19 protein-coding genes are annotated in these 17,731 nt (G+C 32.2%); 2 read left to right on the forward strand and 17 right to left on the reverse strand.

What is annotated here, in order from left to right:
• Window positions 1–1,131, forward strand: coding sequence for a peptidogalycan biosysnthesis protein (locus HNQ03_RS01885; RefSeq protein ID WP_173777953.1), 1,131 nt, complete (start codon window positions 1–3; stop codon window positions 1,129–1,131).
• A gap of 87 nt (window positions 1,132–1,218) precedes the next feature.
• Window positions 1,219–1,521: a hypothetical protein gene (locus tag HNQ03_RS01890; protein WP_173777954.1), complete on the forward strand. Its 303-nt coding sequence runs from the start codon at window positions 1,219–1,221 to the stop codon at window positions 1,519–1,521.
• A gap of 39 nt (window positions 1,522–1,560) precedes the next feature.
• Here HNQ03_RS01890 and HNQ03_RS01895 read toward each other — a convergent pair whose 3' ends face one another.
• From HNQ03_RS01895 to HNQ03_RS01970, 17 genes are all read right to left on the reverse strand, one after another.
• Window positions 1,561–3,396 carry a PLP-dependent aminotransferase family protein gene (locus tag HNQ03_RS01895; RefSeq protein ID WP_173777955.1) on the reverse strand — a complete coding sequence of 612 codons (1,836 nt, stop codon included), beginning with the start codon at window positions 3,394–3,396 and terminating at the stop codon, window positions 1,561–1,563.
• 91 nt (window positions 3,397–3,487) lie between these two features.
• Entirely contained in the window at window positions 3,488–3,901 is a 414-nt protein-coding gene (locus HNQ03_RS01900; protein ID WP_173777956.1) for a DUF6691 family protein, read from the reverse strand.
• Entirely contained in the window at window positions 3,898–4,461 is a 564-nt protein-coding gene (locus HNQ03_RS01905; protein WP_173777957.1) for a YeeE/YedE family protein, read from the reverse strand. The genes HNQ03_RS01900 and HNQ03_RS01905 overlap by 4 nt, the downstream gene beginning before the upstream one ends.
• A gap of 483 nt (window positions 4,462–4,944) precedes the next feature.
• Window positions 4,945–5,076 carry a hypothetical protein gene (locus tag HNQ03_RS16155; protein ID WP_262888532.1) on the reverse strand — a complete coding sequence of 44 codons (132 nt, stop codon included), beginning with the start codon at window positions 5,074–5,076 and terminating at the stop codon, window positions 4,945–4,947.
• Between the two features lie 65 nt (window positions 5,077–5,141).
• Entirely contained in the window at window positions 5,142–6,602 is a 1,461-nt protein-coding gene (locus HNQ03_RS01910; RefSeq protein WP_173777958.1) for an NAD(P)/FAD-dependent oxidoreductase, read from the reverse strand.
• Between the two features lie 109 nt (window positions 6,603–6,711).
• A complete protein-coding gene (locus HNQ03_RS01915) occupies window positions 6,712–7,008 on the reverse strand; it encodes a hypothetical protein (RefSeq protein ID WP_173777959.1) in 297 nt (98 codons plus the stop codon).
• Between the two features lie 14 nt (window positions 7,009–7,022).
• Window positions 7,023–8,099 (reverse strand): cytochrome d ubiquinol oxidase subunit II, encoded by a 1,077-nt coding sequence (gene cydB, locus HNQ03_RS01920; protein WP_173777960.1) that lies wholly within the window; start codon window positions 8,097–8,099, stop codon window positions 7,023–7,025.
• Between the two features lie 2 nt (window positions 8,100–8,101).
• Complete coding sequence (locus tag HNQ03_RS01925) at window positions 8,102–9,433, reverse strand: cytochrome ubiquinol oxidase subunit I (protein WP_173777961.1); 1,332 nt, start codon at window positions 9,431–9,433, stop codon at window positions 8,102–8,104.
• A 58-nt stretch (window positions 9,434–9,491) separates the two neighbouring features.
• Window positions 9,492–10,214, reverse strand: a complete 723-nt coding sequence (locus HNQ03_RS01930; RefSeq protein WP_173777962.1) for a peroxiredoxin — start codon at window positions 10,212–10,214, stop codon at window positions 9,492–9,494.
• Window positions 10,215–10,378: 164 nt separating this feature from the next.
• Window positions 10,379–10,852, reverse strand: a complete 474-nt coding sequence (locus HNQ03_RS01935; protein WP_173777963.1) for a Dps family protein — start codon at window positions 10,850–10,852, stop codon at window positions 10,379–10,381.
• 122 nt (window positions 10,853–10,974) lie between these two features.
• Window positions 10,975–11,580 (reverse strand): class I SAM-dependent methyltransferase, encoded by a 606-nt coding sequence (locus HNQ03_RS01940; protein WP_173777964.1) that lies wholly within the window; start codon window positions 11,578–11,580, stop codon window positions 10,975–10,977.
• Between the two features lie 92 nt (window positions 11,581–11,672).
• On the reverse strand, window positions 11,673–12,122 hold the full coding sequence (locus tag HNQ03_RS01945) for a methyltransferase family protein (RefSeq protein WP_173777965.1): 450 nt from the start codon (window positions 12,120–12,122) through the stop codon (window positions 11,673–11,675).
• On the reverse strand, window positions 12,119–13,450 hold the full coding sequence (locus HNQ03_RS01950) for an MBL fold metallo-hydrolase (protein ID WP_173777966.1): 1,332 nt from the start codon (window positions 13,448–13,450) through the stop codon (window positions 12,119–12,121). Before HNQ03_RS01950 ends, HNQ03_RS01945 begins: the two co-directional genes overlap by 4 nt.
• 125 nt (window positions 13,451–13,575) lie before the next feature.
• Window positions 13,576–14,379 (reverse strand): sulfite exporter TauE/SafE family protein, encoded by an 804-nt coding sequence (locus tag HNQ03_RS01955; RefSeq protein ID WP_173777967.1) that lies wholly within the window; start codon window positions 14,377–14,379, stop codon window positions 13,576–13,578.
• 149 nt (window positions 14,380–14,528) lie between these two features.
• Window positions 14,529–15,203 (reverse strand): ABC transporter ATP-binding protein, encoded by a 675-nt coding sequence (locus HNQ03_RS01960; RefSeq protein ID WP_173777968.1) that lies wholly within the window; start codon window positions 15,201–15,203, stop codon window positions 14,529–14,531.
• Window positions 15,204–15,417: 214 nt separating this feature from the next.
• The gene (locus HNQ03_RS01965) at window positions 15,418–16,641 is read right to left on the reverse strand and encodes an ABC transporter permease (protein ID WP_173777969.1); all 1,224 of its coding nucleotides are present in this window, start codon (window positions 16,639–16,641) and stop codon (window positions 15,418–15,420) included.
• A gap of 3 nt (window positions 16,642–16,644) precedes the next feature.
• The gene (locus HNQ03_RS01970) at window positions 16,645–17,730 is read right to left on the reverse strand and encodes an efflux RND transporter periplasmic adaptor subunit (protein WP_173777970.1); all 1,086 of its coding nucleotides are present in this window, start codon (window positions 17,728–17,730) and stop codon (window positions 16,645–16,647) included.
• Window position 17,731 lies beyond the last annotated feature (1 nt).

Below are 17,731 nucleotides of genomic sequence, written 5' to 3' on the forward strand. Positions count from 1 at the left end.
ATGCCCTATCATTTTCAAATTTTTTCTGTATTAAATGATCTTCCTAATAATTGGGACGAAATTGTAGCGTCAAAAAATGTATTGCTTTCTAAAAATTATTTTGAAGTTTTGCAAAATAGCAAACCCAATAATATGGAATGTTATGCAGTAGCTTTTTTTGAGGATGAAAATTTAATTGGTGGTGCGCTTTTTCAGTATTTAGATTTTCAGTTGCACAATACTTTTCAAAAAAAGAATAGCTGGTGCGATGTAAAAAACTTTTTGGGTAAAAAATTCACGAGAAATGTTCTGGTGATTGGTAATAATATGCTCACTGGACAAAACGGATTTCATTTTAATTTTGATAAAATTTCTGCTTCAGATTTCACTATTTTGTTGGAAAAAGCAGTGCAAGAATTTCAGCAAAATTTTAAAAAAACCTCTTTAATTATTTACAAAGATTACCAAAAATCTGTAATTGAAAAATTTAATAAAGAAAATTTAAAGAATTATTTTCAGTTTTCGGTGCAGCCAAATATGATTTTAGAAATCAATAAAAATTGGGTGGTTTTTGAAGATTATTTAGCAGCTTTTTCTAAAAAATATAGAGATCGGGCAAAATCTGCACGAAGAAAATTCAACGGTTTAGAAAAGCGAGAACTAGATTTGCAAGAAATAGAAATTTTTAATAGTGAATTGAATGCATTGTATCACAATGTGGCTGAAAATGCGCCGTTCAACACTTTTTTTCTCGCAGAAAATCATTTTTTTAGTTTAAAGAAAAAATTGAAAGAGAATTTTAAAATATTTGGATATTTTGATCATGATAAATTGATAGGATTTTACACTTTCATTATTAATAAAGAAACAATGGACACTTATTTTTTGGGTTATGATAAAGATTTGCAAAAACCTAAACAACTGTATTTGAATATGTTGTTGGATATGGTTGCTTTTGGAATTGAAAATAATTTTGAGAAAATTGTCTTTGGTAGAACGGCTTTAGAAATAAAATCTACCATTGGCGCAGAACCTGTAGATATTTATGGGAAGATAAAGCACAGCACTTTTTTAATCAATAAACTAATGCCAAAAATTTTCCCAAACATAGAACCAAAAGTAGAGTGGTTGCAACGGAAACCATTTAAATAAAGTTGATAATTTATGATATTCGTTATCTTTCCACTTTTCTTTCTCGCGCTTGCAAATTTGTATTATTTTCTATTTTTTAGAAAATCAATGAGTGAAAATGTTTGGTATCTTTTATTAGTTGTAATTGTGGGAAGTATATTGTTAAGTTTTGCTTTTTCAAATGGAAATTATTCTTCTATTAAAGATTTGCCGATGAATTTTCTATTTTCATTTGCAACTATTTCGATTTATGCAACACTTTTATTGGGTTTGCATCATTTCATTATCAACAAAGAATTGATTTTAATAGAAAGTTATAGTGCCTATATTGTATTTTTCTTCCTGATTTTTATGTTTGCAACTGTTTTTTTAATTGTTTCAATAGCATTGATTTTCGGTACTGGAAGTTGAAACATTATTTTTTAAGAACAAAATTATTCAAAAACCAACTTACAAAGACTCCACAAACTCCAAAAATACTTTTTTGTGCAATTCTAAATCTAAATCTGGTGAAAGAGAAGCGCGAACGATGTAATCTTTGTCGCCTTCTTTTGTGGTTCCTTGCGTAGATGTTGCAGGAACCGTCCAATATAAACCTTTTAATTGGCCATAACTTACACAGAATTTACTTTCATTTGGAATTTTTGTAATCATTAAATTGATTAATTTTAAATTTAATTCTTTTTTAAATTCATCTTTTTCCTCTTTGGTTTCACCTTTTGTAGGCAAGTCCAAAGAAAAAACGGACGGTGTAAAACCTTGTTCTGCTAATTCTTCGGAAACGAAATTTATTTTTGCAGAGGGCAAAACTTCGTGAATATAATTTACAAATTCGCGGGTGTTTTTGTATGCATCATCAATTCTTTGCAGCATTGATGGTAGTTGTTTTGCCAAAATTTCATACTGCAAATCTGTGGCTTCATTGTCGCAAATATTCAAATGAAGTTCTATTTTATTTAAAATTTCATCGGTTTTAGCATTTCCAACTACGTAACCAGCAGTGCATTTTCCGCCGCTTGGAAATTTAGATCCGCTTGCATAAGAAATACTGCGAACCGTAGAAAGTATTTCGCCTTCACCTAAAAATTGATAATTTGGGCAAAATGTTTGGTCCAAAATAAATACAGAATCTATGGCAATTTCACCATTTGAAGTCGTTCTTTTCTTACTTAAAACAGCTTTTAAATCTTCCAAATTGGGAACTTCCACTCTCGGATTTGTAGGAATTTCTGCAATAATATAAGGAACAGCATTTTCTTTAGCTAAATTTTCTAAAATAATATCTAGACTTTGTACCATTTCATTGTCACCATCTACTAAAAGATCTACAACTTCCACGTTGTCAATAGCTTCTGCTATTCGTCTAGCTTGGTCGTTTGTTCCGCCATAGCAGTTTGGTGGAACAATTAATTTGATAGATTTTCCAGGATGATTTTCTTGCGCTTCATGAACAAGACCCATCATTATTGCATATTGCATTGATAATCCGCTGGTTGCTACCAAAACTTTGCTTTTTGTTCCCGTAATTTGATTAATAGAATTGATAACGCTTTTCTTGTCGCTTTCTCTATTGCTGTTCTCAGATTTTATTTCGAAAGAATTGGCAATCATTTGCAAAGCGATCAAAGAGTTTGATGGCGTCATTGCCACAGTTTCTCGTCTTCTCACATGTTGAATATCAGCAACGTAACCTTCATTTTTAATTAAAAGAATACTTCCGAGTTTAGAACTATTGTTAATGAAAAAATCTACAATAGGATTGGAACTAAATTGTAATAATTCTTCATCTTCAGTAAAGAAAATAGTAGAACCGTCAAAATTAGAAATATCATTTTCACTTTCTATTTTTTTCAAATCAAATTCATAATCATAAATTTCTTTGATGATTTTTTCATTAAAAGATTCTGGTAAATTTTTTGTGTAAAAAATTTGAGTTTTTTTATTTTGTAATTTATTTGTTCTCAAAATGGCCAAAATTGGCATTGTTTGAGAATCAAATGTAATTACATGATCTGCGTGCACATTTTGTTGCTTTGCAATTGCCCATTCTAAAATACAAGAAAGCGGATGCCCTAATCGAATGTAATCATAAGCAGTTGGCAAAGAATTTAAAGCTGAAGTTTCGAAATTATTATCTTCAAATAGATTTTCAAATTTATTTAAAAAATCTGTTTTCGCATTTTTTTCATCATAAATATCCAATCTGTGTGTAGTTAAATATAGCCAATCTTTAGGCATGTTTTTAATTACATTTTCTATATAATTTTTAACGTTATTTTCGCTCATTTTAATAATTTTTTGAATAGTCAAAGGTACAATATTTAGAAATTTTTGATAGAATAGGAATTATAATTCTTGTTAAAGTTTCTGATACTATTTAATGTGGAAGCTTATCCTTCAACAAACCATATACGAATGTTCCTAAAAGTGCAGCCGCAATCACAACTAAAATTGAAACATAGCCTGCACCAACTAAAATATACATTGGTCCTGGACAAGCGCCAGCTAAAGCCCAACCCAAACCGAATAGTGTACCGCCAATTAAATATCTTGCCACACCTTTTTCTTTTGGATTTAAAGCCATGTCTTGTTTTCCTATAGCTTTTAAGTTTTTTCTTTTGATAATTTGTACGCCTATTATTCCTAAAACTACAGCAGAACCAATGATTCCAAACATATGAAAAGAGCCAAACTGGAACATTTCATAAATACGAAACCAAGAAGCTGCCTCAGATTTGTATAAAACAATACCTATAAAAACACCGATTGCTAAAAATTTTAAATATTTCATATACCAAAAATTAATGGAAAAATTAAATGAATCATCACCAATCCGCCAACGAAAAAGCCAATAACTGCAAGTAGGGAAGGCATTTGCAAATTGCTTAATCCAGAAATGGCGTGACCAGAAGTACAACCACCAGCGTAACGAGCACCAAAGCCAACTAAAAATCCACCAATGATTAATATGGCCAAATTAAAAGGGCTAGAAAGATTCTCGATACCAAAAATTTCTGTTGGTAAATAAGCTTTTCCTGCGCTTTTTATGCCGTAATCTTGAGACAATTGCGCCGCAACTTCAGGATTGATTGCTACAGCATTATTAGACATAAAATTTGAGGCGAGAAATCCACCAATGATTGATCCTAAAACCACAACTAAATTCCAACGTTGAGCGCGCCAATCAAACTTAAAAAAATCTGAAATTTTTCCGGCGCCTCCAATTGCGCATATTGTACGCAGATTGGACGACATACCAAATTGTTTACCGCTAAAAAGCAATAAAAACATTCCCAAAGCGATGAGCGGACCTGCCACGTACCACGGCCAAGGTTCGTAAATCCAAGTCATATTTTTTTTGGGCAAAAATAGGCTTTGTACTACAGAGTTGTCGATATAAAGGAAAAGAATTTACTTATTGCTTCTATAGATAAATTCATTATTTCATTTTTGTAAAACATAAAATGGTTGAAAAAAACATACAATATTGTTTTCTAAAACTGAATGAATATTGTTAATATCTAATAAAAAAATCCGTCAAGTTTATGCAAACAGACGGATTTTCGCTAATTTATATTCAATTCTAACCTGTTGTGCATTTGGGAAAAGATTTTTAACCTAAAGAATTTCAATCACTTACATTTATTTTAAGTAAGCAAAGAATGCGAATATTCGCATTTGAAGCGAACGCTTCATCAAATCTGCTTGCAGATTCCACTTTGCTAACTTAAATATGGTGTAAAAAAAATAAACTTTGCGTTTAATTTTTTTAATTAACTGATAATATAAGTTTTATATTTTAAACTCTGAATGCACAACAGGTTCAATTCTAGACTATTTTCTCGTTCCGCCATGTCCACTTGCTACAATTTTTAAGATCCTTACATTTAGATAAAGGAATTTGAAAAATTGAAGAAAAGGATTTTGCATTTTTGCTTTCTGTGAGTCTGATATTCTTTGTGTCATTTTTTTTAATTTTAATTATTGAATACTGTTTTTTGAAAAATGAAGATTAATTATTCAACCTGCAATTATTCTGGAATCAACCACCAAAACGGACGCATTTTAGCTTTCCAAATAAAAGCATAATGCAAGGAAAGTTTCACCCAATGTCCTGCTAAACCGATGTCTCCAAATGTTTTTTTGATATCTCTTCCACCTGTGTTTGGATATTTTACATAATCTGGAACGATTGGGTAAGTTGTGATGCTCACTCCGCTTCCTTTCGTTAATCCAAACCCTGCAGAAGCAATACAAGCAGCGCCCATATTTCCCATAGATCCTTTGTGATGAAGCGATTCTTTGCCAGATTTAATAGAATCTATAATATTATCGGCAACAAGTTTGGCAGTGATTCCAGAAGGCATTCCTGTTCTTGGTGGTGCTGGTGTAATATCCGTTCCATTTTTACTTTTTCTTGGTTTTGAAATAGAATGTGGTGGTGCAAAAGCAATACCTGGGGCAAAAATATTTTTATAAGATGGATTTTGATAGGTTTCTGGCCAATCTTGTACAGTCCATTCTTCATAAGGTCTTTGGGTATAATCTGCATCTACAATCATAAAACCTTTAAATAATTTTTCGGTGATTTCATTATCATTTTTATCAAATGCTTGAAAACCGTGGCCAGAAAAAGCTGGGATTAACATTCCGAAATCGAAATTTTCAGTTTTATATTCACCATCTAAATTTTCGTAATGAAGGATTCCATCTTCAACTTTAGTAACGGCTGCACCTAAAATCCAATTGATGCCTCTATCTTCAAACACCATTTCTATCAGGTCTTTTGAGCGCATATTGATGCCACCATAATCCAGCAACATTCCATCCATACCGAAATCTCCGAGTTCATATTCGTTGGAAATCCAAGTAACTTCTACCTTATCTCTTACGCCAAAACTCACTAATTCTTTTTCTACATTCAAAATATATTCAAAAGCAGCACCTTGACAAGTGGCTTTTGCATGGCCCGTTCCGATAAGAATTTTTACTTTTTTATCAGATTTTTTTATTTCATTTATTAATTTATGCAACGCTTCGGAAGCATGGGCAGCATGGTCATAAGTACAAACCGAGTAAACTTTGTTGGTTGCGGGTGATAAGCCTTCGGTTAAATCAAAGGCTAATTTTGGTCCGGTAGCATTAATTAAATAATCGTAGTTTACAATTTCTTGCGTGCCCCGTTTTTCCCCGTAAACATATTCTACTTTTACAAATCCTTTCGTTTCTTGGGCATTCCCTTCTGGATGAAAAGACACTGCTTTTGCTTGTTTGTAGCCAATTCCTTTTCTTTTATATAAAGGTTCAAGAGGAAAAATCACATCTTTTGCTTTCATTTTACCAGTTCCTACCCAAATATTTGAGGGGAACCATTGGAAATTATGAGTGGGCGAAACCACTAAAACTTCATGTTCCTTGCCTAATTTTTTACGCAAATGAGAGGCGGCTGTATGGCCAGAAATTCCAGCACCTAAAATAACTATTTTTGACATATTTTTTATTTTAATATCATCAAAGTTAGTTACTTACGCTTTGCTATACTGTAACCTTTATTACATAGAAAGGTATTTGTAGAATGTTTTATTTAAAAATTGTCGTACTTTATTTATTCAATTTATTTTTCAAATATTTAATGGCTATCAAACCAATTGCGCCGCCAAAGAATGATACTAAAATATTGATTGTAAGCAAAGTAACGTTGTAAGATCCTGTTTTCATAATCGAAAAAGGATCAAAACCTAATCTTCCAAATGATTTAATGAAAAATATGCTGCCAAAAACACCAGCAATGGTATTTCCGATAAGTCCAAAAGAGTACTTTTTGAAAATTATACCCGCAAAATTTCCTCCTATAATTCCTACAAAAATGCTGATTAAAGATATTAATGTCTGTGTCATCAGTTAGTATTTAATTAATGTTTTCCGTAATCCATTTTATCTATTTTTCCAGCCAACAATCTTTTTTGAACAATGAAGTAAATAAAAATCAGAGAAAAACCTATAATTCCCCACACTAAAGCGACGGACAAACCATATTCTTCTGCGGAAGTATTATAAATGGTTAAAGATTCATTAACATTATTGATAGATGGCAATATTACTGGAAACAATGATGCGAGCGACGAGGTAATTCCACCTAAAATGATTAAAGTTGAAAATATAAAACCGTAAATGTCTTTTTTTAATTTTTTAATGTAAAATAATCCGATTAATCCTGTAAAATAGATGATTGGAAAGACGATTAGGTAAGGCTTTTCAAAGAAATTATTTAATGATTCTGGACGCACAATTTGCCAAACAGAAAGCGATAAAACGGTAAGAATTGCCAAAGCAATATTTAATTTAAAAATGACACTTTTAAGTTTTTCATTTATTGATGAGTTGGTTTTAAGAATAATCCAATTGGCACCGTGCATCGCTAAAGTTACTACAGAAATTACTCCAATAATTATTGTAAACCAATCTATAATTCCTGGCGTTGCACTTAGCGGGCTGAAACTACTATCCCACAAAGGCAAGAAAAAATATTGACCTTCATGCGTTGAAATTCCGTTTTCTACACCGCCCAAATTTACTCCTCTTACAATATTTCCCAAAGCAATTCCGAAAAATAATGCCAACAATAAACTAGAAACTCCAAACGAAGCGTCCCAAATATCTTTCCACATTTGATAATTAAATTGTGCTCTAAATTCCAAACCAATTGCTCGAAAAACAATGAGCCACAAAACGATAATTAATGGTAAATAAAACCCACTAAAAACGGAAGCGTAAAAAGTAGGAAAAGCCATGAAAAGCATTCCACCACCTGCTACAAGCCACACTTCATTAGAATCCCAAAATAATCCGGCAGATTTTGTAATTACTTCTTTATCTTCTTCATTTTTTGCGAAAAATAAATGAATAATTCCTGCGCCAAAATCATAACCATCTAATATAAAAAACATCGCTAATACTATTGCAATTGCTATAAACCAAAATATTTCCATAATTAATGTGTTTGTGGTTTTGGACCTTGATTAATAGCTTTACCTACCAATAGTAGAAAAAGCAAACCTAGTAACATATAAAGTGCTACAAAACCGAGTAATGTGAATAATGTATTTCCTGATGAAACGGTGGGTGAAATTCCGTCTGCAGTTTTTAACAAACCATAAACCAAATACGGCTGTCTGCCCAATTCTGCGGTATACCAACCCGTAAGATTTGCGATGTATGGAAACGGAACCAAGAACATAATCGTCCAAAGTAAGATTTTTGTTTTGTATAATTTATGGCGCCATAAAAAGATGAATGCAACCAACATTACTCCGATAAAAACGGTACCCAATCCAACCATAATGTGGTAAGAATAGTACAATGCAGGAATATTATCTGGCAATTCTTCTTTTTTAAATTGATCCATTCCCGGTACTTGTTTATCCCATTCTTGATACGTAAGAAAACTTAAAACATTGGGAACTGCAATTTTATTATCCAATTTTTTTGCAACCATATTGGGTTGACCAATGAGCACAATTTCTGCTCCTTTTTCTTCTGTTTTAAAGATTCCTTCCATTGCCGCAAAACTACCTGGTTGATGTTTTGCTACATTTTTCGCATTCCAATCTCCAGTAGGAAATGCCAACAAAACACTAGAAATCAAACCGAAAATAACGCCCGTTTTTAAAAATAATTTACCATATTCTATTTGTTTTTTTCTTAAAATATAAAAAGAACCAATACTCGCAACTACAAATGAAGAAGTAACAACAGATGCCAACTGATTATGTAAAAAAGCCGGTAAAAGCCAAGGATTGCTAAATAGTGCAGAAAAATTATTTAATACAAATTTTCCATTGTCTAAAATTTCAAAACCCACGGGATGTTGCATCCACGCGTTGGTTGCTAAGATAAACCAACCACTTGCCCAAGAACCTAAAAAGACCAGAAAGCCAGTAAGAAAATGCAGTTTTTGCCCCATTAATTTTTCACCGAAAATAAAAAGTGCTAAAAATGAGGATTCTAAAAAGAAGGAAAACATACCTTCCATTGCTAAAGTTTGACCGATAATTCCACCAGTTAATTCTGAAAATTTTGCCCAATTGGTACCAAATTGAAATTCCATCGGTATTCCTGTGACGACGCCCATGGTGAAATTAATGGCGAAAATCTTCATGAAGAATTTCGCAGCATTGTTGTATTTATCAATATTGGTTCTTAGGAATTTCCATTTGAAAAAGACGATCAATAAAGACAATCCCATCGTTAATTGCGGAAATATGTAGTGAAAGGTGATCGTGAAGGCAAATTGCAAGCGATCGTAAAAAATCATGTCTTCCATAAAAGGATTTTTAGAATGTAAAAAGAGCATTTATAAAAATGCTCTTTAAGGTTTTATATTATTTCTTCAGAATTTCGCTTAAAATTAAATCTTTATCTAATTTTTTGGTACAGAAAAACCAATCTTCGCATTCCAATTCGTCTGTGCTATTCATTCTTTGTTCTGCAACTCCACAAGAACCAGCGGGCGAAACGATCACATCATCTCCGGGATTCCAATCTGCTGGTGTTGCCACATTAAATTTATCGGAAGTTTGCATGGCGATTAATGCTCTGTAAAGCTCATCAAAATTACGTCCCAAACTTAAAGGATAATAAATTAATGCTCTTACAATTCCTGCTGGATCTACAAAAAAAACGGCTCTCACTGCTTGTGTTTTGCTTTCTCCAGGTTGAATCATGCCATATTTTTTAGCAACATTCATAGAAATGTCTTCTATCAAAGGAAATTTAACTTCAATGTTTTCCATTCCGTTAAATTTAATTTTTTCTTTTATGGTTCTTAACCAAGCAATATGACTGTATAAACCATCAATTGATAAACCTACCAAATTGCAATTTGCCTTTTTAAATTTATCTTCTAAATGTGCAAACGTCATAAATTCTGACGTACAAACTGGCGTAAAATCTGCAGGATGGCTGAACAAAATTGCCCATTCTCCTTTATAATCTGATGGGAAATTAATTTCGCCTTGTGTAGTAGTTGCCGTAAATTCTGGTGCTTTATCACCAATTCTTGGCATGGTGAAGGTTTCTTGATTTTGATTTTCTGTAGTATCCATAATAGTGTATTTGCTTTAATTTTAAGTAAAGTTACCACTTCAGAATCCCGGAATATGTAACAAATATCACAGTAACTGCCTTTTTTTGGTAAAACTGATATAACTTAGTTTAAAAAAAAAGTCTGAACAAGTAAATGCTCAGACTTCAGTTTTAAATAAATATTTTAATCTTGATAAGCAGATAACATCCAGATCAATTTTTCCTGTTGAACGATATAATCGCTCATTTGCGAAACAGTTCCTTCGTCATTTGCATCTGCTGCTAGAGATAAAATAATACGTTCTTTAGAAAGTAAAATCTTAAAATCTTTCAAAATTTCATCAATTGCAATTTCGCCATCTGTAATGTTCTCCGCAGTCTTTATTTCTGAGATTTCTACATATTTTGCAAAAGAATGGAAAGGTGTTTCATTTAATGTTAAAATTCTTTCTGCAATTTCATCTACTTTTATTACTGCGTCATTATACAATTCTTCAAATTTTAAATGCAATTCAAAAAATTTTCTTCCTTTTATATTCCAATGAAAGCCTCTCAAATTCATATAAAACAATTGATAATTTGATAGCAAATCATTTAATTTTTCTGCAATTTTTGTCGCCTTAATGTTATCTAAACCAATATTGTTTGTGTTTACCATTTTTGTAATTTTTATATTTAAATTATACTCAAATATAGCGATTAAATTTTAATCATTCTGTAACAATTATCACTTAAACTAATAATTATTAAAAATAATAACTTCGTAATTAATGAAAATAATTAAATCTTCCTGCCTACAAATTGTATGACTTCGGCTTCACCTTTATGTCTTTCACCTTCTGCAAGAATAACCGTGTTTTGTTCTAAAATTTCAAAATTTAATTCTAAAAATTCTTCTTCAATTTCCTTTAATGAAAATAGCATCTCGAGATTTTTTGATCCACCAGAAGATTTTGAATATTGTTCTTTTGCAAAAGCCTCAAAAATAATAAGACCATCTTTTTTTAAGAATTGTAATAAATGTTTATGGGCTTTTTTTCGAATATCAGTTGGGAAATGGGCGAAAAATAATCCGATAACATCAAATTGTTCTTTAGTTTCAAAATTGAGTACATCATTTACCACATAATTAATCTCAACATTATTGTCTGCTGCAAGTTTTAATGCTTTATTTTTACCAGTATCACTACTATCAAAAGCATGCACATCCCAAAGTTTTGTAGCCGCATAAACTGCATTTCTACCTTCACCTTCGGCTGCAAAAAGAATTTTGCCTTTAGGTAGATTGTTAATCTGCTCTTTAAAAAATGCATTTGGCGAAGTACCATAAACGTATTCTGGTGTTTCGTAAAATTGGTTCCAAAAATCTGCGGGATATTCTTTCATATATAAATTTTATTATTTTTTAATTTTACTTTGCGCCAATAAAACTTCTTCATCTCTATGTTTAAATTTATGAAAAGTGATTTAATATTATCCTAAATAAATCTTCGGGTTTTGCTTTTATAACTTTCATATTCAGGAAATTTTTTTGAAAGTAGCGTTTCTTCGTATTTAGATTTGAAATAAAATAATACTGCTAAAATAAATGTAATCAATAACTTATAAAGTGATTCTTGGTGTATGCCGTAACCAATTCCAGAAAAAAGTAAACCTGTATAGATTGGATGCCTTGATATTGAAAATGCACCGGTAGTCATTAATTTTCCCGCCTGAACTGGCGTTGGAAATGGCGAAATATTTTTATTGAGTTGTGCTACAGTTAATAGAGCCAGTAAAAGTGCCAAAATCAACATAAATAAACCCAAATAGCGAAGCCATTCGGGTAAATTTATAGTTGAGATTGTTATTGGCAAACTATACGCTGCGAAAATCAGCAGTTGAATAGTTACAAATAAGTAGTCTTTTAAAGGTTTAGTATTTTTCAATCTTGAAATTGTGTCACATCATCACTTAAATCATAAACTTTTGCATTAGGCAATTTGCTTTCTATAATGCTGCTTCCAGCTGCACTTCTATATCCACCAGCACAATGCACCACGATTTGCTTATCCGTTGGAATTTGAGAGGCCGTATCTCGCAAGTCACTTAGTGGATGCGTGAAAGCATTATTAAAAAATAGACCTGCGTCTGTTTCAGTTTTATTGCGAATATCTACAATTGTATAATTTTCTGGATGTTTTTTAAAATCTTCTAGATCTAATTTATCATCGGTTTCTAAATGGTCTTTTGCCAAAGTAATCACTTCTTTCACCATCGTTTCATAGCCGATTTTAGCAATTCTATTCAGCATTTGGTCTTTATCTTCTTTGGAATCTACTACCAAGGTGAATTTTTCTTCAGGTTTAATAATTGCACCCAACCAAGTCTCAAATTTTTGAGTGTCTGTACTAGCTTGTATATTGATGCTACCCTTTAAATGTCCTTTTTTAAATTTTTCTTCCGCTCTTGCGTCTACAATTAGACCTTCTGCAGTTGCATTTTCTCTGAATGGAATATTTGCAAGTGAAGCATCCAAGTTTTTTGCACCTTCTTTATTAATGCCCACATTAAAACCAAAATAAAACGGAATAATTGGCTGACCATCTAAAATAGTTTCCATAAATTCTTCTTTGGATTGTTTTTTAAACGCCCAATTATGATTTCTTTCGTCACCCAAAGTACTGCTTGCAGCATCACTTAAATTTTTTCCACAAAGCGAACCTGCGCCATGAGCGGGGTAAACCACCGCATCGTTTGGTAAATCTGTGAATTTATTTTGCACCGTTTCATACATCATTTCTGCTAATTCTTCTCTTTTTGCCTTCATATTTCCGGCTTTTTCACGAAGATCTGGTCTTCCCACATCACCAATAAATAAAGTATCACCCGTAAAAAGCTCCGTTTTATCTCCTTCTGTGGCTACAATTGTGATGCTATCTGGTGAATGTCCCGGTGTATTTATTGCTTTCAATGTCGCGTTTCCTAATTGAAAAGTATCTCCTTCATCAAAACCTTTGTGCGGATAATCTGCACCCAACATTTCACTATTATAGATAGTTGCGCCCGTTTCTTGGTGTATTTGCAAGTGAGAACTCACAAAATCTGCGTGCGGATGCGTTTGGAAAATAGCGACAATCTCTGCATTATTTTCTTTTGCAAAATCATAATATTGTTGTGGGTCTCTTTCCGCATCTATCACTGCCATTTTTCCCTCGCTGATTATAGCGTAAGAATAATGAGAAAGTGGTTTGTATTCAAATTGTTTTGTGATCATATTGCTATTATTTAAAGTACAAATTTACGTATATTTTAGAGTTGGTTTTGTGACATTAGTTACAACTGGAATTATTTGATTGTAAATACCGTTGTATTTAGTCTTAGTTAAAAACTAGTTTAATTTTAAAAAAATATTTCTTTAGATAAAATATAAATCCCCATTATTAAAACAAACCATCCAAAACTAGTTTTTAATTTTTTACCGTCAATAAATTTATTTAAATAAATACCGAGAAATATTCCTGCAATTGCAACACCAGTAAATGGCAATAAAAATTTCCAGTCGATTTGGATTTCATTCACATCACCTAAAAAACCAATCAAAGAACTGATGGCAATAATGAAAAGGGAAGTGGCAACGGCTTTTTTTATAGGTAAGTCAGCCAATAATACTAATATTGGAATAATGATAAAACCACCACCTGCACCAACTATTCCTGTAATTAATCCAGTTAAAAGTCCTAACATTGCTAAAATGAATTTATTGCTTGGCTGCTCGTCATTTTCACTTTTTAAACTTCCAGAAGTGTTTTTTATCATTGCTATAGATGCAGTTAACATCAATATTGCAAAAAAGACCATTATGGCAATATCTTTTGTTAATGTAAAATCTCCTATTGAGAAAAGTGTTTCAGGAATGGCTGGAACTAAGAATTTACGAACGCTAAAAACTGAAATAACTGCGGGAATCGCAAAGGTAAGCGCTGTTTTAAAATCAATTAAACCTTTTTGTACGTTTTTACCAGAACCAACAAGCGCAACTCCACCAACTACAAATAAAGAATAAGCAGTTGCTGTAACGGGTTCTATTTCAAGTAAGTATACGAATATGGGAACTGTTAAAATAGAACCACCACCACCTATTAGTCCTAGAATAACTCCAATAATTAATGCTCCAAGATATCCTAAAATTAATATAAGGTCCATTTGTAAGAATTTTTACAAATTTAAAGGTACTATTTTGAAGATTTCGTAACAAATGTTACATAAGAAACATGAAATGAATTTAAACTCAATTTGATTATTGTTCCAAATTGTTTTGACTAAAACAAAATTTATAGCAATTATCTAAATTTTTATTTGAAAATCTTACCGTCCATCATTTCTATTATTCGGTCGCTTTTTTGGGCAAAATCATCATCGTGAGTTACGGCAATGATGGTTTGTCCATATATTTGAGTTAATTCTTGGAAAATATCAAAGACAATATCTGTGTTTTTACTATCCAAATTACCAGTCGGTTCATCACCCATTATTATTAAAGGATCATTAATTAAGGCTCTTGCAATGGCTACACGTTGCTGTTGACCGCCTGAAAGTTTGCTAGCTGGTTTTAGCGCTTGGTCTTGCAATCCTAAAATTTCTAATTTTTGATAGGCTCTTTCTTCTATTTCTTTTTCGGGAAGTTTTCCTAATTTCAATGCTGGAATCATCACATTTCGCAGGCAAGAAAATTCTGGTAATAAATAATGAAATTGAAACACAAAACCAATTTTCTCATTACGAAGTTCTGCCAATTTATCTTTTGATAAGCCAGTAGTCAACTTATTGTCAATATACAAATTGCCACTATATTCTGTATCCATCGTTGATAGAATGTAGAGCAAGGTAGATTTTCCGCTACCAGATTTGCCAATCATTGAGAGAAATTCGCCTTTTTTAACTTCAATATTGATATCTTTCAACACGTGAAATTCTGTGGGTTGATGGAAAAATTTATCTATGTTTTCTGTTTTTAAAATGGTTTTCATTTTTCTGATTTTGGAAATACTAATTCTACGTACTAAACTTTTGTTTTGCTGCTACAAATTGCAGCCCGACTTGAGTGGAAATCCTTTTTGTTTTTTCTCAAAAAAAAGAAAAAGATTGGGAACGGAAGGCGGAAATGCTGCCCAAATAAATTTTAAAATGAGCATTCAACGAAGTCACATTGCTGCCCAAATAATTCTGCTTGTTGCTAAATTCCTATTTTCTTAAGATATCAACTGGGTCCAAATTTGCCGCTTTCTTCGCAGGAATATATCCAGCGAAAAAGGTAATTATAAGACCAATCACAACACCTTGCGCAAATTTTATAGGTTCATAATCTATAGGAAAATAGCCGATATCGCCTCCAAGATAGACGGTTTTTAAAACCGAAATTAATATTATTGCTACTATTACACCACTAATTACTCCCATAATTCCTATAGAAATTGCTTGCGTAACAAATATTTTGATGACGTCTTTTCCTTTGAAACCCATTGCTTTTAAAATGGCAATGTCATTTATTTTTTGGGAAACTGTCATATTCAAAATATTGTAAATTCCAAAACCTGCAACCAGCAAAATTGTAAGCGAAATAAAAGTGATGATCATTTTTCGCATTTTATTACTTGCCATTGCCGTTTCATTAGCTTGTTTCCAGCCTTCCGCTTTGTAGCCAGTAATTTGGGTGAGATGTTTCGCTACATCTTCGGCTAATTCTGGGTCGGTTACGTTCACATTGATATCTGTAATGTAGGTGTTTGGTTCTTTTAGAAGTTGTTGAGCAGCAGTTATATTGAGGTAAGATTTGGTTTTGTCTATCGCAGAATTATTAGTTTTAAAAATACCAAGAACTTTGAAAGTTTTATTTACCGCTTTGGATGAATTTAGATTAAGATTGTCACCTATGGCTAGGTTCATTTTTTCTGCTATGCCAACACCAATAACGATTCCGTTTGGATTGGATTTTAAGGTTTCAAAATTTCCATCTACCATGAAAGATTCTATGTTGTACATTTCATTGGCCTCAATTGGTTTTACGCCAACCGCGAGACCAGAAATTTGCGATTTTCCGTTGTTGTAAAACACATTGGAATTGACTTGCGAGGTTACCACCGTTACTTCTTTTTGTTTTAAAATGGTCTCAGTTATTTTGTTGGGATTAATGATAACATTGTTATTTGGTACTACTTTCGGATTGATAATAATGGATTTTTGCCCGATGGAATTAATCAAAGGTTTGCTCATTTCGTCATCTTTATAAACCCTAATGTGGGAAGTATTTCTAAAAATGGAGGTGTTGGAACTTTTATCAAAACCCACCAAAAGACTGTTCATAAAAATATAAACCGACATGCCCAAAAGTACCCCCATTACAGCAACAGCAGTGAGTTTTTTGTTAGAAAAAATATAAGTTTTTGCGATGGTGTAATTAATATTCATGCTTTAAAGTTTTAAAGGGATTAAAACATCGTTCTTTGTAATTCCACTCAAAACTTCTACATATTCTGTGGAAATAATTCCGGGTTTTATAATCACGTATTCATCTTTGCCTTTCACATTTACTTTATTTCCGAAACCTACATAATTCCGTGGAATTAACAGTGCATTTTTCTTTTGCCCAACCAAAATATTGGCTTCCAATTGAGTACCGAAAAGTGAATTATTGATGGTTTTATCAAACGTAATTTTACAATTAAAAGACTGCGTTTTTTCATCAAAAGCCGAGAGAATTTCTGATATTTTTGCATTGTAAACGGTGTTTTTATCGGTGTTGAGTTGCACAAAAACCTGTTGTCCCAATTTCACTTTTCCGATGCTATTTTCATCAATATTTAAAATTCCTTCTACATTATTGGCGTTCGCAACAGTGGCAATTATTTCGCCTTTTCGAATGTAATCACCTGTTGTTTTTAGTTTTTTTATTACCGTTCCAGTTTCTGTGATGATGATGGAATTGTAATCTTGCATCACTTTATTATTGCTCAATTGTCCTTTTGCTGAAATTTGTTGCTGTTTTGCAGATTGTAAAATTTGCGCGGATTGCTTTTTTAATGAATTCAAATTAGCTAATGAATTTTTGCTGCTCAATTGCATATTTTCATATTCTACTTTCGCAACACTTTGGCTTTCGTACAAGCGTTTGTAGCGAGCTTCTTGCACTTTATCTTGTTGGTATTTGCTTTCTGCAAAAGAAATATTTTGTTGTAATTGTTGCAATGCTGGGGAATTTTTACTTAAATTTTCGTTGGTAATTTGCAACTGTTCTTCTGCTGTTTTTGTGTTTATGCCGCTACTTTGATTGTTGATGTTCGCAATGCTATTTCCCTTTAAAACAACATCGCCCACTTCAAAATCTGCATTTTGCAAAACGCCATCCGTTTGCGCGGTTAGGTTGTAAGAATCATCCCATTCCAATTGTCCAGACGCAAAAACCAACTCCTGAATATCTTGAGTAATTGGTGTAATTTCTTTCTCTTTATTGCAAGAAAAAACAGCTGAAAATGCTAATAAATAGATGAGTTTTTTCATT

Source organism: Frigoriflavimonas asaccharolytica, assembly GCF_013294015.1.
Classification (GTDB): Bacteria; Bacteroidota; Bacteroidia; order Flavobacteriales; family Weeksellaceae; genus Frigoriflavimonas; species Frigoriflavimonas asaccharolytica.

What these genes read in the sequence shown, in the direction of transcription:
- HNQ03_RS01885 (WP_173777953.1), top strand. Translation starts at nt 1, where the DNA reads ATGCCCTATCATTTTCAAATTTTTTCTGTATTAAATGATCTTCCTAAT.
- HNQ03_RS01890 (WP_173777954.1), top strand. Translation starts at nt 1,219, where the DNA reads ATGAGTGAAAATGTTTGGTATCTTTTATTAGTTGTAATTGTGGGAAGT.
- HNQ03_RS01895 (WP_173777955.1), bottom strand. Translation starts at nt 3,396, where the DNA reads ATGAGCGAAAATAACGTTAAAAATTATATAGAAAATGTAATTAAAAAC.
- HNQ03_RS01900 (WP_173777956.1), bottom strand. Translation starts at nt 3,901, where the DNA reads ATGAAATATTTAAAATTTTTAGCAATCGGTGTTTTTATAGGTATTGTT.
- HNQ03_RS01905 (WP_173777957.1), bottom strand. Translation starts at nt 4,461, where the DNA reads ATGACTTGGATTTACGAACCTTGGCCGTGGTACGTGGCAGGTCCGCTC.
- HNQ03_RS16155 (WP_262888532.1), bottom strand. Translation starts at nt 5,076, where the DNA reads ATGACACAAAGAATATCAGACTCACAGAAAGCAAAAATGCAAAATCCT.
- HNQ03_RS01910 (WP_173777958.1), bottom strand. Translation starts at nt 6,602, where the DNA reads ATGTCAAAAATAGTTATTTTAGGTGCTGGAATTTCTGGCCATACAGCC.
- HNQ03_RS01915 (WP_173777959.1), bottom strand. Translation starts at nt 7,008, where the DNA reads ATGACACAGACATTAATATCTTTAATCAGCATTTTTGTAGGAATTATA.
- cydB (WP_173777960.1), bottom strand. Translation starts at nt 8,099, where the DNA reads ATGGAAATATTTTGGTTTATAGCAATTGCAATAGTATTAGCGATGTTT.
- HNQ03_RS01925 (WP_173777961.1), bottom strand. Translation starts at nt 9,433, where the DNA reads ATGGAAGACATGATTTTTTACGATCGCTTGCAATTTGCCTTCACGATC.
- HNQ03_RS01930 (WP_173777962.1), bottom strand. Translation starts at nt 10,214, where the DNA reads ATGGATACTACAGAAAATCAAAATCAAGAAACCTTCACCATGCCAAGA.
- HNQ03_RS01935 (WP_173777963.1), bottom strand. Translation starts at nt 10,852, where the DNA reads ATGGTAAACACAAACAATATTGGTTTAGATAACATTAAGGCGACAAAA.
- HNQ03_RS01940 (WP_173777964.1), bottom strand. Translation starts at nt 11,580, where the DNA reads ATGAAAGAATATCCCGCAGATTTTTGGAACCAATTTTACGAAACACCA.
- HNQ03_RS01950 (WP_173777966.1), bottom strand. Translation starts at nt 13,450, where the DNA reads ATGATCACAAAACAATTTGAATACAAACCACTTTCTCATTATTCTTAC.
- HNQ03_RS01955 (WP_173777967.1), bottom strand. Translation starts at nt 14,379, where the DNA reads ATGGACCTTATATTAATTTTAGGATATCTTGGAGCATTAATTATTGGA.
- HNQ03_RS01960 (WP_173777968.1), bottom strand. Translation starts at nt 15,203, where the DNA reads ATGAAAACCATTTTAAAAACAGAAAACATAGATAAATTTTTCCATCAA.
- HNQ03_RS01965 (WP_173777969.1), bottom strand. Translation starts at nt 16,641, where the DNA reads ATGAATATTAATTACACCATCGCAAAAACTTATATTTTTTCTAACAAA.
- HNQ03_RS01970 (WP_173777970.1), bottom strand. Translation starts at nt 17,730, where the DNA reads ATGAAAAAACTCATCTATTTATTAGCATTTTCAGCTGTTTTTTCTTGC.